This is a genomic window from Plantactinospora sp. A48, from assembly GCF_055793945.1.
Genome location: NZ_JBTIXF010000064.1, coordinates 1 through 16,852, shown reverse-complemented (window position 1 = coordinate 16,852; position 16,852 = coordinate 1). Strand labels below are relative to the sequence as shown.

General features: G+C 71.2%; 15 protein-coding genes. 3 read left to right on the top strand and 12 right to left on the bottom strand.

Features of this window, described 5'->3' with window-relative positions; translation table 11 throughout:
- Positions 1-54: 54 nt before the first annotated feature.
- The 3 genes from ACXN5W_RS25050 to ACXN5W_RS25040 are packed head-to-tail and all read right to left on the bottom strand — an operon-like array spanning position 55 to position 3,382.
- A complete protein-coding gene (locus ACXN5W_RS25050) occupies positions 55-912 on the bottom strand; it encodes an SDR family NAD(P)-dependent oxidoreductase (RefSeq protein WP_473160822.1) in 858 nt (285 codons plus the stop codon).
- Positions 909-2,261 (bottom strand): MFS transporter, encoded by a 1,353-nt coding sequence (locus ACXN5W_RS25045; protein ID WP_473160821.1) that lies wholly within the window; start codon positions 2,259-2,261, stop codon positions 909-911. Before ACXN5W_RS25045 ends, ACXN5W_RS25050 begins: the two co-directional genes overlap by 4 nt.
- Entirely contained in the window at positions 2,258-3,382 is a 1,125-nt protein-coding gene (locus ACXN5W_RS25040; RefSeq protein WP_473160820.1) for an ATP-grasp domain-containing protein, read from the bottom strand. Before ACXN5W_RS25040 ends, ACXN5W_RS25045 begins: the two co-directional genes overlap by 4 nt.
- Before the next feature lie 193 nt (positions 3,383-3,575).
- On the opposite strand from ACXN5W_RS25040, the gene ACXN5W_RS25035 reads away from it, so the two are divergent.
- On the top strand, positions 3,576-4,304 hold the full coding sequence (locus tag ACXN5W_RS25035) for a Clp protease N-terminal domain-containing protein (protein WP_473160819.1): 729 nt from the start codon (positions 3,576-3,578) through the stop codon (positions 4,302-4,304).
- Between the two features lie 180 nt (positions 4,305-4,484).
- On the opposite strand, the gene ACXN5W_RS25030 is transcribed toward ACXN5W_RS25035, so the two are convergent.
- The 5 genes from ACXN5W_RS25030 to ACXN5W_RS25010 form a co-directional block, all read right to left on the bottom strand.
- Positions 4,485-5,735, bottom strand: a complete 1,251-nt coding sequence (locus ACXN5W_RS25030) for a hypothetical protein (protein WP_473160818.1) — start codon at positions 5,733-5,735, stop codon at positions 4,485-4,487.
- Between the two features lie 37 nt (positions 5,736-5,772).
- The gene (locus ACXN5W_RS25025) at positions 5,773-6,072 is read right to left on the bottom strand and encodes a hypothetical protein (protein WP_473160817.1); all 300 of its coding nucleotides are present in this window, start codon (positions 6,070-6,072) and stop codon (positions 5,773-5,775) included.
- 19 nt (positions 6,073-6,091) lie between these two features.
- Positions 6,092-6,892, bottom strand: a complete 801-nt coding sequence (locus tag ACXN5W_RS25020) for a hypothetical protein (protein WP_473160816.1) — start codon at positions 6,890-6,892, stop codon at positions 6,092-6,094.
- A 139-nt stretch (positions 6,893-7,031) separates the two neighbouring features.
- The gene (locus ACXN5W_RS25015; RefSeq protein ID WP_473160815.1) at positions 7,032-8,042 is read right to left on the bottom strand and encodes a LacI family DNA-binding transcriptional regulator; all 1,011 of its coding nucleotides are present in this window, start codon (positions 8,040-8,042) and stop codon (positions 7,032-7,034) included.
- 655 nt (positions 8,043-8,697) lie between these two features.
- Entirely contained in the window at positions 8,698-9,045 is a 348-nt protein-coding gene (locus ACXN5W_RS25010) for a hypothetical protein (protein WP_473160814.1), read from the bottom strand.
- 279 nt (positions 9,046-9,324) lie between these two features.
- Here ACXN5W_RS25010 and ACXN5W_RS25005 point away from each other — a divergent pair, with 279 nt between their 5' ends.
- Entirely contained in the window at positions 9,325-12,717 is a 3,393-nt protein-coding gene (locus tag ACXN5W_RS25005; RefSeq protein ID WP_473160813.1) for a S8 family peptidase, read from the top strand.
- Positions 12,718-12,825: 108 nt separating this feature from the next.
- Here the strand turns inward: ACXN5W_RS25005 and ACXN5W_RS25000 are convergent, their stop codons facing one another.
- The gene (locus tag ACXN5W_RS25000; protein ID WP_473160812.1) at positions 12,826-13,596 is read right to left on the bottom strand and encodes an HAD family hydrolase; all 771 of its coding nucleotides are present in this window, start codon (positions 13,594-13,596) and stop codon (positions 12,826-12,828) included.
- 193 nt (positions 13,597-13,789) lie between these two features.
- Here ACXN5W_RS25000 and ACXN5W_RS24995 point away from each other — a divergent pair, with 193 nt between their 5' ends.
- Positions 13,790-14,545 carry a helix-turn-helix transcriptional regulator gene (locus ACXN5W_RS24995; protein ID WP_473160811.1) on the top strand — a complete coding sequence of 252 codons (756 nt, stop codon included), beginning with the start codon at positions 13,790-13,792 and terminating at the stop codon, positions 14,543-14,545.
- Here the strand turns inward: ACXN5W_RS24995 and ACXN5W_RS24990 are convergent.
- The 3 genes from ACXN5W_RS24990 to ACXN5W_RS24980 form a co-directional block, all read right to left on the bottom strand.
- Positions 14,509-14,937, bottom strand: a complete 429-nt coding sequence (locus tag ACXN5W_RS24990) for a hypothetical protein (protein ID WP_473160810.1) — start codon at positions 14,935-14,937, stop codon at positions 14,509-14,511. The genes ACXN5W_RS24995 and ACXN5W_RS24990 overlap by 37 nt on opposite strands.
- A 209-nt stretch (positions 14,938-15,146) precedes the next feature.
- Positions 15,147-15,845, bottom strand: a complete 699-nt coding sequence (locus tag ACXN5W_RS24985; protein ID WP_473160841.1) for an ABC transporter ATP-binding protein — start codon at positions 15,843-15,845, stop codon at positions 15,147-15,149.
- A gap of 152 nt (positions 15,846-15,997) precedes the next feature.
- A complete protein-coding gene (locus ACXN5W_RS24980; RefSeq protein WP_473160809.1) occupies positions 15,998-16,735 on the bottom strand; it encodes an ABC transporter permease in 738 nt (245 codons plus the stop codon).
- Positions 16,736-16,852 lie beyond the last annotated feature (117 nt).

Below are 16,852 nucleotides of genomic sequence, written 5' to 3'. Positions count from 1 at the left end.
AGCGGCGGCGCGCGACGGGTGCCGGGCCCCGGGACGGGGTGGTCAGCGGGACCGTCACCCGGCGTCGGTCGGGGTGAGCCAGGACCTGGCCATCGTCTGCACCACCGAGCCGTCCACGTCGGACAGCTTGATGGCCGCCCAGTCCCGGGCCCAGTCGCTGGTCGGGATCCGCAACGGCGGGTCCGGTTCGGTCAGCGCCCGCAACACCACCTCGGCCACCTCGTGGGCCGACTGGGCGCCGGGATAACCGCCGTTGGCCACCCAGTCCAGGTACGGTCGCAGCGCCTCGACGTACGGGCCGGCGCCGGTCAGCAGCGAATCCCGGGTGACGCCGGTGTTGGCGCCGTACGCCGTGCCGAGCACCGGTCCCGGCTCGACGATCGTCACGGTCACCCCGACCGCGGCGGCCACCGGGGCCAGACTCTCCAGGAAGCCCTCCACCCCGGACTTGGCGCACGAGTACGCCTCGTTGAACGGCTGCCCGACCAGTCCCCGGGTGCTGCCGATGGTGACCACCCGGCCCCGGCTGGCCCGCAGGTGGGGCAGCGCGGCCCGGGTCGCCATCACCACCCCGAACAGGTTCACCTCCAGGTTGGCCCGGAAGGTCGCCATGTCGGTCATCTCGATCGTCGGGAACGTGTTGCCGATGCCGGCGTTGTTGACCAGCGCGTCCAGCCGGCCGTACGTCTCGACGACCCCGGCCACGCACCGCCGCACGCCCTCCTCGTCGGTGACGTCCAGCCGGCGTACCTCGATCTCGACGCCGGCGTCGGCGGCGGCCTTGCGCAGCGGCCCGGCCGCCTCGGGGTCGCGCATGGTGGCCACCACGGTCCAGCCGGCGCGGGCGGCGGCGACCGCCGTCGCGAGGCCGAGTCCCGACGAGGTCCCGGTGATCAGCACGGTACGGGTCATGGTGTCCTCACCGGGGTGTCGTCGGAAGCCGCCGGCCGGACGGCGGCGGGCGCGACCGGCGCGGCGGCGGCTGGCTCGGCCGGCGTCGGCTCGGTCCGCGCGGCGGCGGCCCGCTCGCGGTCGAGCATGCCGTGCAGCGGAGCCAGCGGGATCGCGGCGAAGAAGGTGCCGATCAACGTGCCGAAGACCATGGTGATCCGGGTGGCGTTGAGCACGCCGAACGGCCCGGTTAGCGCCTCGACCAGGATGCCGCCGACGAACACGCTGACCGGGATGATGCCCCAGGTGATGGTCCGGAACGCGGCGTGCGACACCGCCTGGTCGACCGGCGAGACCCGGGCCTGCCGGACGGCCGCCGTGCTCACGTTGTACCAGACCATGAAGAAGCCGTAGGCGGCCAGCGTGGCGGCCAGCACCACGGCGGAGGGCAGCAGCGGCGCCGCGAGGATGCCGAGGCCGACCAGCGAGTGCAGGAAGATCGCGATCGGCATCACCCGGGCCGGCCCGAGCCGCCGGCTGGCCCGCTGGGCCAGCAGGGTGCCGATCACCGCGCCCACCGCCGCCACCGACATCACCAGGCCGAACGTCCCGACTGACAGGCCCAGTCCCCGGTACGCCAGCATCGGCATCACGGTCACGTAGATGGGTCCGCCGATGTTGGCCAGCAGTGTGCCGAGCAGCGTGCCGCGCAGCACCGGGTCGGTCCAGTTCAGCCGGATGCCCTGCTTGAGCCGGGTCCACATGCTGTGCTGCCGGCCGGCCCCGCCGCCGGCCGGTTGCATCGCCCGGATGCTGCCGGCGGAGAACAGGAAGGTGGCGGCGTCCACCAGCAGCGAGGCCACCCCCAGGAACTGGTAGAGACCGCTGGCGATCGCCGGCCCCACCACCTCCGAGGTGGTCCGGCTGGTCTCCAGGTTCGAGTACGCCTTGACCCGGCCGTCGGGCTGCACGATCGACGCGATCGTGGCGGTGTAGCCGATGTTGAAGAACACCGCCGTCGCGTTCACCACGGCCACGACGACGAACAGCAGCGGCACGGAGAGGAAACCCAGCCAGTACGCCACGGGGATCATCGCGATCAGCGCGAACCGGATCAGGTCGCAGCCGATCAGGGTGCGGCGCAGGTCCCAGCGGTCGACCAGCGCCCCGGCCACCAGGCTCAGCAGCGGAATGGCCAGGTACTGGGCCATGCTGACCAGGCCGACCTCGAACGCCGAGGCGTGCAACAGCAGGATCATGACGGTCGGCACGACGAACAGGTTGATCTTGTCGCCGACGTTGCTGACCGTCTGCCCGGCCCAGAGCAGGTTGAACTCGCGGCCGAGCCGTACCCGGGTGGCCTCGGTCATGCCGTACCGTCCGGGCCGGCCCCGCCCGACATGGTCACGGCGGCCGGGGCCGTCGCGGTCCCCGGCCTGGTCACGGTCCCCGGCGTGGTCACGGTGCCCGGCGTGGTCGCGGTCCCCGACGCGGTCGCGTCGGTGCCGGCCAGGAACCGGTCGTGACCCCGGCGGTACGCCAGGAAGCGGTCCCGGATCAGCTCGCGCTGGGTCCGGACCGCCTCGGGTGAGCCCGGGTCGGGACACATGATGGCGCCGTCCAGCTCGATCTCGGACAGCCAGTACCGCTCGCCGTCGTGCAGGAAGTCGATGCACAGGTACGGCACGGGCAGCTTCGCCGCGAACCAGTCGACCGCCTCGGCCAGTTCCGCCGGCAGCGGCACGTAGCTGAGCTTCCCGCCCGTGCTGAACTGGGTGTACGGGGCGCCCTCGCCCGGTGCGCGCACCAGCACGCCGCCCACCACACCGTCGACCAGGTGTACCCGGTAGTCACGGGTCCGGTTGCCCAGGTACGGCTGGAAGACCATGGTGGTGTCCCCGCCCTGGGCCAGGCTGAGCAGTCCACGGACGTCGTGCGGATCCCGGGCCAGGTTGATGCCCCGGGCGGCGCACCAGGCGGACGGTTTGGCGATGGCCGGGTACGGCAGGTCCCCGATGGTGGCGGTGTAGTCGTCGTACACCAGATCCCGTCCGGATCCGATCCGGACGGTGGGGATCGGCGGAATGGGTGAGTCGCGCAGGAACAGGATCGTGGCGAGCTTGTCGTTGCAGAGCACCGCGAGGCTCGCCGGGTGCGGCAGGTAGAACCCGGCCTGTTCCAGCACGGAGTAGATGGCGAGCTGGTTGAACACGTCCGCCGACTGGTACGGCAGGGAGTAGAGCGAGGTGACGAAGAGGGTGTCGGCGGGGGTGACCCGCTCCCCCGCGACGTGTACGACCGGCCGGTGCGGGTCGAGCGCGTCCACCGTCACCGACTCCGGGGCGACCCGTTCCCAGGACAGGTCCACCTCCTTGGCCACCTCCTCGTAGGTGTCCCAGAAGGCCGCCGCCCACTTGGCGCCCGTCCGCGTCGACTCGCGGTCGGGGAACAGCCAGCACATCCGCCGCAGCGTGCTCGTCTCGTCGGGCATCCGTCACCATCCCAGCTAGCGGACCGACCATCGTCGATGTGGTTGGTCGTGGCGAATCGTGGCAGCCGGCCCTACGGATCCGCTGCGAAGTTGGTACGGATCCACCAGCGGGCGATGAGGATCCACCAGCGGCTGCCGGAAGATCGTCAACCAAGAGTTGACGGTCCGGCATCGTCAACCTAGAGTTGACGGCATGACCGAACCTGTCCAACCCACCACCCCGATCCGCCTCGACGACCTGATCGAGGGCATCAAGCGGGCCCGACCCGACGTTCTCGACCAGCTCGCCGACGCGGTGATCGTCGGCGACCACCTCGGCGAACTCGCCGACCACCTGATCGGCCACTTCGTCGACCAGGCCCGCCGCTCCGGTGCATCCTGGACCGACATCGGCCGCAGCATGGGGGTCAGCAAGCAGGCGGCGCAGAAGCGCTTCGTGCCCAAGGCCACCGGCGAGGGCGAGACGTTGGACCCCAACCAGGCGTTCGCCCGGTACACCCCCCGGGCCCGGAACGTGGTGATCTCCGCGCACACCATCACGAAGGACGCGCAGAACGCGCAGATCCGGCCCGCGCACCTGGTCCTGGGCCTGCTGGCCGAGCCGCAGGCGCTGGCCGCCAAGGCGATCATCGCACAGGACGTCTCGCTGGACGCCGTCCGCCAGGCGGCCACCGAGGCGTTGCCGCCGCCCGTCGACGAGGTACCCGCGATGATCCCGTTCGACCAGGACAGCAGGAAGGCGCTGGAACTGACCTACCGCGAGGCACTGCGACTGGGGCACAACTACATCGGCACCGAGCACATCCTGCTCGCGCTGTTGGAGCAGGAGGACGGCACCGGTGTGCTGTCCGGCCTCGGTCTCAGCAAGCCCGCCGCGGAGGCCACCATCGCCGACCTGCTCGCCGGCCACCAGCAGAAGTAGGGGGTCGCGGGAATCGGCCAGGTGATCAACGCGAGGTCGGTGAAATAGGGGGGTCCGAAGCACTCGGACCCCCCTATTTCACCAACCTTGTGTTGATCTGCCCTTGCCGGGCTCGCGCGCCGGTCCCGGACTCGCGCGCCGGTCAGCGGCGGGGTGAGCGGGGTGGGGTTGGCGCGTTCGCTACGGCAGGCTCGACAGTGGGACGCTGAACAGCACCCGGCCGCCGGGTCCGTCCGGGTTGTCCCGGGACCACTCCGTGGTCGACCAGACGGTCCCGGTGGAGTACCAGTAGGTCAGCGCCTCCGGGTGCAGCGACCAGCAGGTCGTCGTCGCCGACCCGCCCACGGTGCAGGTGCTGGACCGTCCGGTGCCGCCACCCGGGGTCAGCCCCCAGAGCTGCCCGTGCAGCGTCGCCGAGCTGTGTGCCACGTACCAGCGGTTGCCGTAGGACAGCACACCCTGCTGGTTGGCCACCCCGCTGGCGTACGCCTCGCTCGGGGTCGCCGAGTTCGGCGGCCGGTAGTCGGTGCCGAAGGCGTACCGGGCCAACCGGCCCCGCTTGGTCTGGTCACTGAAGTATTCGGCGGTGACCATGCTGTCCGGGCTGGTGCTGCGGTCCAGGGACAACGACGAGAAGCACGGGATGCCGGTGTCGCTGTCCATGCTGCACGCGCCCGAGGTGTACGTGTAGTAGCCGATCTGCGGCATGACGTACTTGTAGCCGTAGGCGGCCCAGCCGTCACTGACCTTGCCGATGTCGGACGCCGACGACGTGGCGGTCAGGATGTGGCTCATGCTGAACACCCGCAGCGCCACGGTGCCGTTGCCGACCGCGTTGACGATCAGCTTGTCGCCGTACCAGATCATCCCGCCGATGTGCGTCTTGGCGGCGGCGAAGTCGCTGCCGGTCGAGTTGGGGTCGACCAGGTAGACCCACCGGTACACCGGCGCGGCCGGGTCGGTGTAGTCGATGAACGCGACCTTGGCGTCGTTCCGCCGGGTGCCGCTACCCCAGGACCAGCCGGACAGGATCGCCCGCTTGGCGCCCCAGGCACCGTCGTCGTCCGCGTCGCCGGAGCTGGTGATGCCCTGCGGCGACCAGTTCAGGTCGGTGGCGTCGGCGGTGTTGAAGCACCACTTGGCGGTCGCCGTCGGGGCGAGCGGCAACGCGGCCAACTCCTCGCTGCCGCAGCCGGTCATCGCCCGGTTCCCGTCGTCGAGCACGGTGGCGACGCCGACGTTCGGCAGCGCGTCGTCGAGCGCCTGAATCGCCGCGGCGGGCTCGGCATGCCAGGTCAGGCCCATCTTCGCGGTGCTCGTGGCCACCAGCGGGTCCGAGTACGCGGCCCCGGCGGAGACCGCCGGCAGCGTGACCGAGCCGAGCGCCAGTCCGGCCGCCAGCATCCCGACGGCCCACCTTCGTCCGTTCATTCCGTATCCCCCATGAGATCCGATCGTCGATCGAACCCTATCGGCTTCCGGCCGCCCCGGTGCCGCTCGATGATTCCGGGATCGGCCGCCGAGCCGGAACCGGCCGCCGAGCCGCGCGGATCCCCTCGGCTGCCGGTGGTTCCGGAGCCGGTCGCCGAGCCGCCCGGGCCAGCTCGGCCCGGTACTCGGCCCGGGCCCGCAGCCGGCGCGTTCCCGCCTCGTACCACTTCGTCCGGACGTCCTGGGGGAGGGTGACGAGGGCCGTCCCCCGGGCCAGGCACCAGCAGAGGACGCGGATCGAGGCACGAACCACAATGGACATCACCTGCTGGTCCACGGGGTCTCCCTTCCGGAAATCAGTTACGGGAACCCCACGGCTCGTCGAGAGGCACGCCCGGAAGGCTTCCCCTGATCATCTGCTTGATGCCGTCGCTCAGCATTTCCCCGTATTCGTCACAGGCGCTTCCGGCATCTCGACCAAGGCCCTCGACCTCGTCGTGGGCAAGCTTCGCGTTGAATTGCGCCAACGCCATGCAGTTGCGGGTGAACGCCATCAGATCGAATTGCGTCGGCCGCGCGAACCCGATCGACCTGCAGAATGCGTCGTACTGGTAGTGGTACCTCTCGACGTGCCGTCGGCTGCTCCACAACTGCGCCCGGCTCATCAACGCCTCACTGCCGGACGGGTGGACGACGCGGTCGGCGATGGCCGCCAGGGGTGCGAATCTCATCCGCAGTCGCACGTTCCGGTGAGCCACCCGCGCGATGACCTCACCCAGGCTGGCCCTACCGGCCCGCAGGTCCGGAACCCTGCGCACCAGCAACCGCAGGGACAGTGCCACCGCCTCGTCGACCTCGCCGCGCGATCGGGCGTACACGGCGAGGCACTCGTGGTAGATCCGCACCTCCGGCCAGAACTGTTGAAAGGTGCCAATGGTGGCGCCCCTGATCTTCCGCCTCTCGCACTCGGCGACGACAGCGGCCCGGCTGGGCGCTCCCCGCCAGTTTCCCGGACCGGCGACGAGATCGATTCCCGCCGCCAGAAAAGCACGGAATTCCCTACGGTCGGCAGACAACCGGACCCGCTCGGGAAGAAGATCACGCAGTGGTGGGGCGCTGTCGCGCCGATCATTCGTGGCGAGCCGGATGTCGTCCATATCGAACAAGATATGTTCCGTCGATCGGCCCGGTCCACAGCAGAGCCACGAATCGGTGGAGAATGCCTTCGAACCCGCAGGTAATAATCTTGCCGCCCCGGACCGACCCGACTTCCCGCCGCTGTCGGCTCGCGGTCGGTCAGCGACCGGCCGTGGGGGCGCAGGTGTCCCGCTCGACCAGCGTGGGCGCGAGCAACCGGGGAGCCGGCGTCTCCCGCCCGTCCAGCAGCCCCATCGCGATCTCCACCGCCAGGGTGCCGACCTCGTGGGCCGGAATGTCCGCCGAGGTGAGCCGCACCGGCAGGCCGACCGCGACGTCGCGTGGGCAGACCGCGACCACCGACAGGTCCGCCGGCACCCGCCGGCCGCGCGCCCGCAACTCGTCCAGCAGCGGAAGTAGCGCCTCCTCGTTGTGCACGACCAGCGCCGACACGTCGGGCAGGTCCTCCTCGATGGCCGCGAGGCAGGCCCGTACGCCGATGGTGCCGGGCTCGCACGGTCGGGCCACCGCCCGGATCCCGGCCTCGACGGCGGCCTCGGTGAAGCCACCCAGGAACCGGTCGGCGTAGCTGGTGTGCCGACCGTAGACGGCCGGGGTGGGGCCCACCAGTGCGATCCGGCGATGCCCGTGCCCGACCAGGTGCCGCACGCACTCCCGGCCGGTGGCCGCGAAGTCGAGGTCGACGCAGGCGATCCCGGTCGGATCGTCCGGCAGACCGATCAGCACCGACGGCTGTCTGAGCTGGCGCAGCGCCGGGATCCGCAGGTCCTCGCGTTCCACGTCCATCACGATCAGCGCGTCCACCATGGTGGCCCCGGCCACCCGTTCGAGCCCGGCCGTGCCCTCGTCCTTGGTCAACAGCAGCACGTCGTGGTTGTGCGCTCGGGCCGCGGTGACCACCGCGGTCACGAACTGCATGATCACCGGCACGTTGACATCCGTGCGCAGCGGCACGACGAGGGCCAGCACGCTGGTCCGGCTGCTGGCCAACGCCCGCGCCCCGGCGTGCGGGTGGTAACGCAGCTCGGCGATGGCGGCCTGGACCCTGGCCCGGGTCTCCGCCGAGATCGGCCGGCGGCCACTGAGCACGTACGAGACGGTGCTGGCCGACACCCCCGCGGCGCGGGCGACATCGCTGATGGTCGCCATCCGCACCTCCCCCGCCGACCCGGCGTCCCGGGCCCGTCAGCCGATCCTACTGACCACCGATTCCCCACCCACCGCCGCGCTTGTAAGGAAGGGCCCCTTCTTATCGCGTTTTGTAGAGGAAGGGCCCCTTCTTAACGGGTCGGCCGGCCCGGGGACGGCACACTGGACACGGGTACGCCGCCGGGCTGACTGCCGAGGGTCACCGGGTGGACCGGCGACGGCGGGTCCGCGCGTTCGGCGGCAGCCTGCCAGGCGAGCCGTTGGTGCTCGGGCTGTTGATGACGTCCGGGGTGATGCGGCCGTACCGGCCGCCGGCCGGATCGAACTCGCCGAACTGGAACCGGTCGTTGCGATCCGGGCGTCGATGTCGGCCTCGGTGAGCAGCCCGCCGGTCAGGACCTGTCTGACGGCGCTGACCGCGGGTTGCCCGTTGGTGTCGGCGGTGGTGAAACCGTTGACTCCGGCCTTGACGACTGCGGCGTCCGTCTCGGCCCGGAACGAGGTGCCGTTGGCGGTCGCCACCGTGCCGGCGATGTCGATGTCGATGTCGATGTCGGTGGGCCGAGCCACCCCGTGCAGCGCCTCGGTGCCGGTCCTGAACAGGCCGGCCCACCCGTTCCCAACTGGCCGAACGGGTGGGCCGGAATGGCGTCGCTCAGCTCCCCCAGGCCGTGATCACCTGCAACGGGTAACCCTGGACACAGGTGCTGTAGACCCCGCCCTGCACCTGACCGTAGACGACCACCTGGGCGCCGGGGCGCAGGACGGTCGGATCGCCGCCGATCAGGGTGTACTGCATACCCCAGGGGGTGCTCAGGGCCGTACAACCCCCCTCGACACCGGACTGGACGGTACCCGTCACGTACGTGGTGTAGCTCGTGGCGGTGCTGCTCGATGTGGGGGCACGGTCCGCCGCGCCCGCTGCCGTCGATCCGATGAGGACGCTCGACACGACGAGCGTCAACGCGCCGCAGGCGCGAAGCAACGAACGATATATCCGCATAACTCGATGTTAACGGGTTGTCCGTAGAGTCACAACGGCCTCACTCATTCGATCACATGAAGCGAATGAGCGGCCGACGCCCTCAGGCGTCTCCGGCTCGGGCCCGGCGATACGCATCGATGCGTATGCCTGGCAGACGGCCCGCTCAGCGCGGGCCGGAATCCGACCGGAATCGGCCGGGTGAGTCGTCATCGCCGACGACACCGGCATTCATGGCGCCCATGGAATTGCGAATGGGCGTCGGCAACAACGGGGAGGACCATGTTCGGGAAACAAAGGGTGAGCCGTGCTCTGTTCGGAGTCGTGCTCGCCGGATCAACCATGTCCGCGGTCAACGCGACGGCCGCATCTCCGGCCGTCGCCGACCCGACCCGAGCGGTACAACCGGCCATCGCGCCGGTAGCGGTTCCGGCCGCACGCACCCCCTCCAAGAGCGTCACCCTGGTCACCGGCGACCGGATCTCGCTCAGCGACGACGGACAGGCAGTCGTCCAGGACAATCCGCAGCGCCGGGGAGTCTCCTTCACCGCCCTGCGCCAGCAGAATGACACCTACGTCATCCCGTCCGACGTCGCGCCCCTGGTGTGGAGTGGACAGCTCGACCAGCAGCTGTTCGACGTGACCCAGCTACTCGCCTACGGGTACGACACCCAGAGCGGGTCGCTGCCGTTGATCGTCACGTACCGCGATGGGCAGGCGGCCACCGCCCGCAGCACGGTTCGCAACAGCGCGGGCGGCGGCGCGCGCATCCAGCGGGACCTACCGAGCATCCACGGCCTCGCCGTACGGTCCGAGCACCGCACCGCGACCCGGTTCTGGCGCTCCATCACCACCACCGGGCGGCACGGCGTCGCCTGGCGCGGCGGGGTCCGCAAGGTGTGGCTGGACGCCAAGTTCCGGCCGACGGACGTCACCAGCACCCCACAGGTCGGCGCCCCCACCGCCTGGAGCGCCGGCTACGACGGAACCGGCCAGACCGTCGCGGTGGTCGACTCGGGTATCGACACCACGCACCCTGACCTCACCGGCAAGGTGACGGCGGCGAGCAACTTCACCGCCGAGCCGGACACCCGCGACATGCTCGGCCACGGTACGCACGTGGCGTCGATCATCGCGGGCAGCGGGGCCGCCTCGGGCGGGACCCAGAAGGGGGTCGCTCCCGGCGCCCACCTGCTGAACGCGAAGGTCTGCTCCGGGGCCAACCAGTGCTTCGAGTCCGACATCATCGCCGGGATGCAGTGGGCCGTCGCGCAGGGCGCGAAGATCGTCAACATGAGCCTGGGCGGCCCGGACGGACCCGGGGTCGACCCGGTCGAGCAGGCGGTCAATGACCTGACCACCAGTTCCGGGGCGCTGTTCGTGGTGGCCGCGGGCAACGCCGGGCCGAACTTCCAGACCCTCGGCTCGCCCGGCTCCGCGGACGCGGCGCTCACGGTCGCCGCGGTGGACAGCGCGGACAATCCCGCCTCGTTCTCCAGCCGGGGACCCCGGTTGGACGACGCGGCCCTCAAGCCCGACATCTCCGCCCCCGGCGTCGCCATCATCGGGGCCCGCAGCTCCACCGGCACCTTCGGCAACCCCGGTGACACCTACGTCACGCTGAGCGGCACCTCGATGGCGACCCCGCACGTCGCCGCCGCGGCCGCGATCCTGCGGCAGCGGCAGCCAACCCGGACCTCCGCGCAGCTCAAGGCGCTGCTCATGGGCTCGGCCGACCCGAACCCGACGGTGGATTCCTATGTGCAGGGTTCCGGGCGGCTGAACATCGGCCGGGGCTACAACCAGCAGGTCCTGGCCGACCCGCCGAGCCTGAGCCTGGGCAACCAGGACGCGCCACACGGTGACGATCCGGTGCTGACCCGTACCGTCACGTACCGCAACTCCGGCACCTCGGCCGTGACGCTGTCGCTGAGCCTCGCCGGCACGGACCCCAACGGTGGGTCGCTGCCGTCCGGAGCCTTCAGCCTCAGCGCCAGCTCGGTCACCGTACCGGCCGGCGGCCAGGCCTCGGCCACCCTCACCGCGAACACCACCGCCATCACCGTGGACGGCCACTACAGCGGCCGGATCACCGCGAGCGGTGGCGGCACGACCGTGCAGACCCCGTTCGCGGTCAACCTGCGGCCTCCGACGATCCCGGTGACCATCAACCACATCGGACGCGCCGGCGGGGCACCGACGGCGTGGTCGACCCTGTTCCTGGCCGCCGACGGCAGCCGGGTGTACGGCGCGTCGAACGGCGGACCGAACACCAGCGGCACCGTCGACCTGCCCGCCGGCACCTATCTGGTCTGGGCCACCATCTACGACGTCAATTCCTCCGGTCAGTTGCAGACCTCGGTCATGACGCTGCCCCGGATGGACCTGACCGCCACCCGCACGCTCACCGTGGACGCCCGCAACGCCGGCCTGGTGAACGTCACCGTGCCGGACGCGACCGCGGCCCCGGTCACCACCGAGGTGGCCGGTCAACTGGCGAACGCCGTACCGGGCCGGACCGGTATCGCCAACATCAGCTACTCCGGCAGCGTCTACACGGGTCAGTTCGGCGGCGGACCGGCCTTCCAGTACGGCTTCACCTCGAAGATCCTCGTCGACAAGGCGACCCCCGGATCCGGCGGGGACGTCCGCAACTCGCCGCACGCCTACCACCTCGGTTACGTCACCGACCAGCAGTTGCCGACGGGGTTGACCCGCAACCTCACCACCGGACAACTGGCCAACGTCACCGCACACCACGCGGCACAGGACACCGGGACGGTGGGCTACAAGTCGTCACAGGCCGAACCCGGCGGCGACCTGCTCGTCGCGTCGATCAGCATCGGTCAGCCGATCGACCTGCCCCGGCAGCGCATCGACTCGTTCAGCACCGAGGGGAACGTCCGGTGGTACTCCACCTTCGACGAGCAGACCTCGGCGGGCGTGTCGATCTCGACCCTCAGCGGCAACCTGAACACCTACACGGCCGGGACGAACTACACCACGACCTGGAACCACCCGGTGTACGGTCCGGCGTTCACCACCAGGATCTCGGACGTCAACTGGGTGTCCCGGGTCGGCGACCGGATCATCACGGACCTGCCGCTGGTCGGCGACGGGGCTGGAAACGCCGGACACCCCGGCGGGGGCACCGTGTCCTCCGGCCTGATCACCCTCAAGCGCAACGGCACGGTCGTCGGCACCGCCGCGTACCCGTCGGACTTCGTCCCGTCGTTCAACGTTCCGGCGGCCTTCAGCACCTACGAACTCGACGCCACGATGCAACGGACGGCACCGGCGGTGCTGTCCACGAAGATCGACGCGGCGTGGACCTTCACCTCGGCGAGCGTGGCTCCGAACTCGGTGCTGCGACTGCAACTGTGGGGGGTGAGCTTCAACCCCACGCTCAACACGAACAACTCGGCACCGGCGGGCAGCAGCTTCACCATCCCGCTGACCATCGCCGCGCAACCCGGATCCGCGGTCAGCGGCATCCACACCGTGACCGTCGACTACTCCACCAATGACGGGGTCAGCTGGCAGCCGGCCACCGTCACCAACACCGGCGGCAACTACACCGCCACCGTCACCCACCCATCCGGTACGGGGTACGTCTCGCTGCGCGCCCACGTCGACGACTGGGCGAGCAACGCGGTGACCGAAACGATCACCCGGGCCTACAAGTTCGGCTGATCGGGCACCGGCACCACCCGATCGCGGTGTCCCCGGATTCGTCCGGGGGCACCGCGGCACGGTACGGCCGGGCGCGCTCGGCAACCCGGCACCGCCGGGCGCGCCCGGTCAGGCTTGGCTGTGACCGGACGGCACCGCCACCGCGGCGGCGCGGTCGACGGCGATCCGCCGCCATCCGGCCGAGGCGGCGTACGCGATCAGCCGGTCGTCCCCGCCGACCACCACGGGATTGTCCACCGCCGCGAGCATGGCCAGGTCGGAGATGTGGTCCCCGTAGGCCACACAGTCCCGGCGGTCGGCGCCGACCTCGGCCATCACCCGCGCCACCGCCCGGGCCTTAGCGGCACCGATGACCGGCTCGACGACCTCGCCGGTGTAGCTTCCGGCCGCGCTGACCAGTTCGGTGCAGACCACCCGGTCGGCGCCCAGCCAGCGCGCGACGGGATCGAGGCAGGGCCGGAACGAGCCGGAGACCAGGACCGTCAGGTCTCCGGCGCGCTGGTGCCGCCGCAACTCGGCCACCACCTCGTCGAGGAAGAACCCCGGCGAGGACGACACGGCCTGGAACCAGTCCGCACCGAGTCGGGACACCAGTTCGACCGGCTCGCCGGCGAACGACCGGTAGAAGCGACGGTTCGTCTCCTCCCTCGGCACCCCGGCCGCGGCCAGCCGAGCGAACTCGCTCGCGATGGCCTCGTACCGCTCCGGCGGTCGACCACGGGCACCGAGAAAGAAGCGGAGAAAATGGAACATGCTCTTGACGCTGATCAGCGTCTCGTCCACATCGAAGTACGCGACCCGCACCCGGCGCATCGTAATCCGTCCGCTGTCCGGGCCGGCGGGCGCGGTGACCGCACGCAGCATGTGCGGTGACGGCATCCGGTACGCACGGTGGCCCGAGCGGGTACCCACGGTGGCCACCCGAGCGGTGCTCGGCCGCCGCTGGCCACCGCGGCGGGGCCCGGTCTAACAGGTGTTATCTTCGGCGTTAGAGCGTGCGGCTCCGCTCGATCCCCACCTCGGTCGAGTACGTCTGGAGCCCACCTGCCGGCCCGAGCGGGAGGAGACCGGCGTGACTCCGGACGACTTCGATCAACAGGTCGCCAGCCTGGCCGCGCTGGGTGAGCCGATCCGGCGGGCGTTGTACCGATACGTGGTTGGCCAGCCGGAGCCGGTGGGCCGGGAACGCGCGGCGGCCGGCGTCGGCGTCCCCCATCACGTCGCCAAGTTCCACCTCGACCGGCTTGAGGCGGACGGCCTGTTGGAGGTGGAGTACCGCCGGCCGCCGGGCCGGTCCGGACCGGGCGCCGGGCGGCCGGCCAAGCTGTACCGCCGGTCCGCCCGGGCCATCGCGGTGAGTCTGCCCGAGCGCCGCTACGACCTGGCCGGGCACATTCTGGCCACGGCCGTCAGCGCGGCGCAACGCACCGGACGCCCGATCGACGGCCTGATCGCCGAGACGGCACACGCCACCGGGCGGGCCCTCGGGGAGCGGGCCCGGCCGGCCGCCGGGGAGCAGGCCCGGCCGGCCGCCGGGGAGCAGGCCCGGCCGGCCGACCCCCTGGACGCGGCCAGCCGGGCACTGGCGATGAACGGATACGAGCCGCGGCCGGCGGATGGCCGGATAACGCTTGCCAACTGCCCCTTTCACGATCTCGCCGAGAACCACCGCGCGCTGGTCTGCGGCCTCAACCTGGAGCTGGTCACCGGCCTGCTCGACGGGCTACCGGTCCCCGGCCTGGCTGCCCGGCTCGACCCGGAACCGGGCCGCTGCTGCGTCACCGTGGACCGTCAGCCGATCCGCCCAGGTACGCAGCCGGGCGTGTAGTGCCCGGTCACGGTGTTCGCCCTGCTGAACGCCGACCGGTTGCCCGCCGCGTCCACGGCCCGGACGGCGACGGAGTTCGGGCCCGCCTTCTTCAGTTGCAGCACGCCCCACGGCCCCGACGGCTGGCCCTGGTCGGTGAGCAGCCCGATGAACTCGCCGTCGGCGAACGCCTCGTACCTGAGCTGGGACTGCGGGGTGACGTTGTCGGTTGATCGACTGGCGCCCAGGATGACGGTCAGGCACTGGAATCCCTCGGAGTACCCGAGAAACGGGGTGCTCGGCGGGGTCTGGTCGACGCTCGCGGCCGAAGCGGCGGGGCCAACCGTCAGGACGGACAGGACGGCCGCGACAGTGGCGACGGTCACCGTCCTGAGGAGACGTGGTCGGGACATGGATCCTCCTTGGACAGGCCAGGCGAGGGCGGTCCGGGACGCGCCGGAGCGTCCAGGGTCGCCGTTCGCCATCTAACGGAAAGCAGGTTCGACGTTAGAGCCGGAGGTATCTAACGTCAATATCCATCTCCGATAGAAGGTGGGTCGGTCCGGGCGGCCGAGTCATGCCCCGCCATCGCCAACTCGGGCCATGGCCAGGCGAGGTGGCGTCATTCGTCCGGGCTGGCCGGCACCCCGAGCCGGGTCAGCAGGCGTCGGCGCAGGCCACCGAAGCCCGGCTGGTCCGGGAAACGCGGATGCGCCAGCGGCACCGCGAGGTCCTCGGCGATGACACCCCGGTCGAGGATCAGGATCCGGTCGGCGAGCAGCAGCGCTTCGTCGACGTCGTGGGTGACCAGCAGGGCGGCGAAGCCGTGCTCGACGCGCAGCCGCTGGAACAGTGCCTGCATCCGCAGCCGGGTCAACGCGTCCAGCGCGCCGAACGGCTCGTCGAGCAGCAGCAGGTCAGGCTGACGGACCAGGGCACGGGCCACCGCCACCCGCTGGGCCTGCCCACCGGACAGTTCGGCGGGCCAGGCCCGGGCCCGGTCGGCCAGTCCGACCTCGGCCAGCGCCGCGCTGGTCCGGGCTGGGACGTCCGGGCCGCGTACGCCCAGGGCGACGTTGTCCGCCACCCGCTTCCAGGGCAAAAGCCGATGTTCCTGGAACACCACGGCGATCCGGCCGGCAGCCCGTACCTCCCCCTCGGCCTCGGCGTCGAGGCCGGCGAGGATCCGCAGCAGGGTGCTCTTGCCCGAGCCGCTGCCGCCCAGCAGCGCCACCACCTCACCCGGTCGGACCACCAGGTCGACGCCGTCCAGTACGGACGTACTCCCGAACGCCCGCCGGATCCGGGTCGCGGCGACCACCGGGACCGCCGGCGCGGGCGTCCCGGCGCCGGACCGGGGCCGGACGTCGGCGGCAGGCGGGGACGCAACCCCGGCGGCCGACGCGACCCCGGCGGTCGGCGCAACCCCCGCGGTCGGCGCAACCCCCGCGGTCGGCGCGGCCCCGGCGGTGGTCAACTCGCCTCCAGTCCGCGTCGCCACGACAACGCCCTCCGCTCGGCGAGCCGCAGCACCAGATCGGACAGCAGTCCCAGCAGCGCGTAGACGAGCAGGCCGAGCACCACCACGTCGGTCTGACTGAAGTCGCGGGCCTCCATCATCATGAAGCCGATCCCGCTCTGCGCGTTCACCTGCTCACCGACGACGAGACTGAGCCATCCGGCGGCGAAGGCCAGCCGCAGCCCGAGGAACAGCGCCGGCAGCGCGCCGGGCAGCACGACGTGGCGCAGTCGGGCCAGTGTGGACAACCCGCAGGTACGCGCCGCCTCCACGAGCCGTTCGTCGATGCCCCGGATGCCGGCGTACGTGTTGAGGTAGATCGGGAAGAACGCGCCGAGCGAGACCAGTGAGATCTTCAACGGCTCCCCGATCCCGACCCAGATGATCAGCAGCGGGACGAGGCCGAGGTGCGGCAGCATCCGGGCCATCTGGACCGGTGGGTCGAGCAGGTCGTCGCCGAGCCGGAGCAGTCCGGCGGCGGTTCCGAGCGCGAGCCCGAGGCCGCCGCCCACGGCGAGACCGATCGCGGCCCGGGTCAGCGAGTCGAGCAGGTTGTCGCCGAGCGAACCGTCCCGGGCGAGCCGCCAGCCGGCCTCGAGGACCGCGCTGGGCGCGGGCAGCCGGCTCTCGGGCACCAGCCCGACCCGGGTCACCGCCTCCCAGACCAGCACGATGAACAGTGGGCTGAGCACCCGGCGCCAGCGGCGGGGGGGGTTCCCCCGCCACCACCTGCGCCGTCCCCCCGTCGCTGTGCCGCGCCCCCCACCCGTGTCGGTTGCCGGGCCCCCCTCGGTGTTGCCCCCATTTCC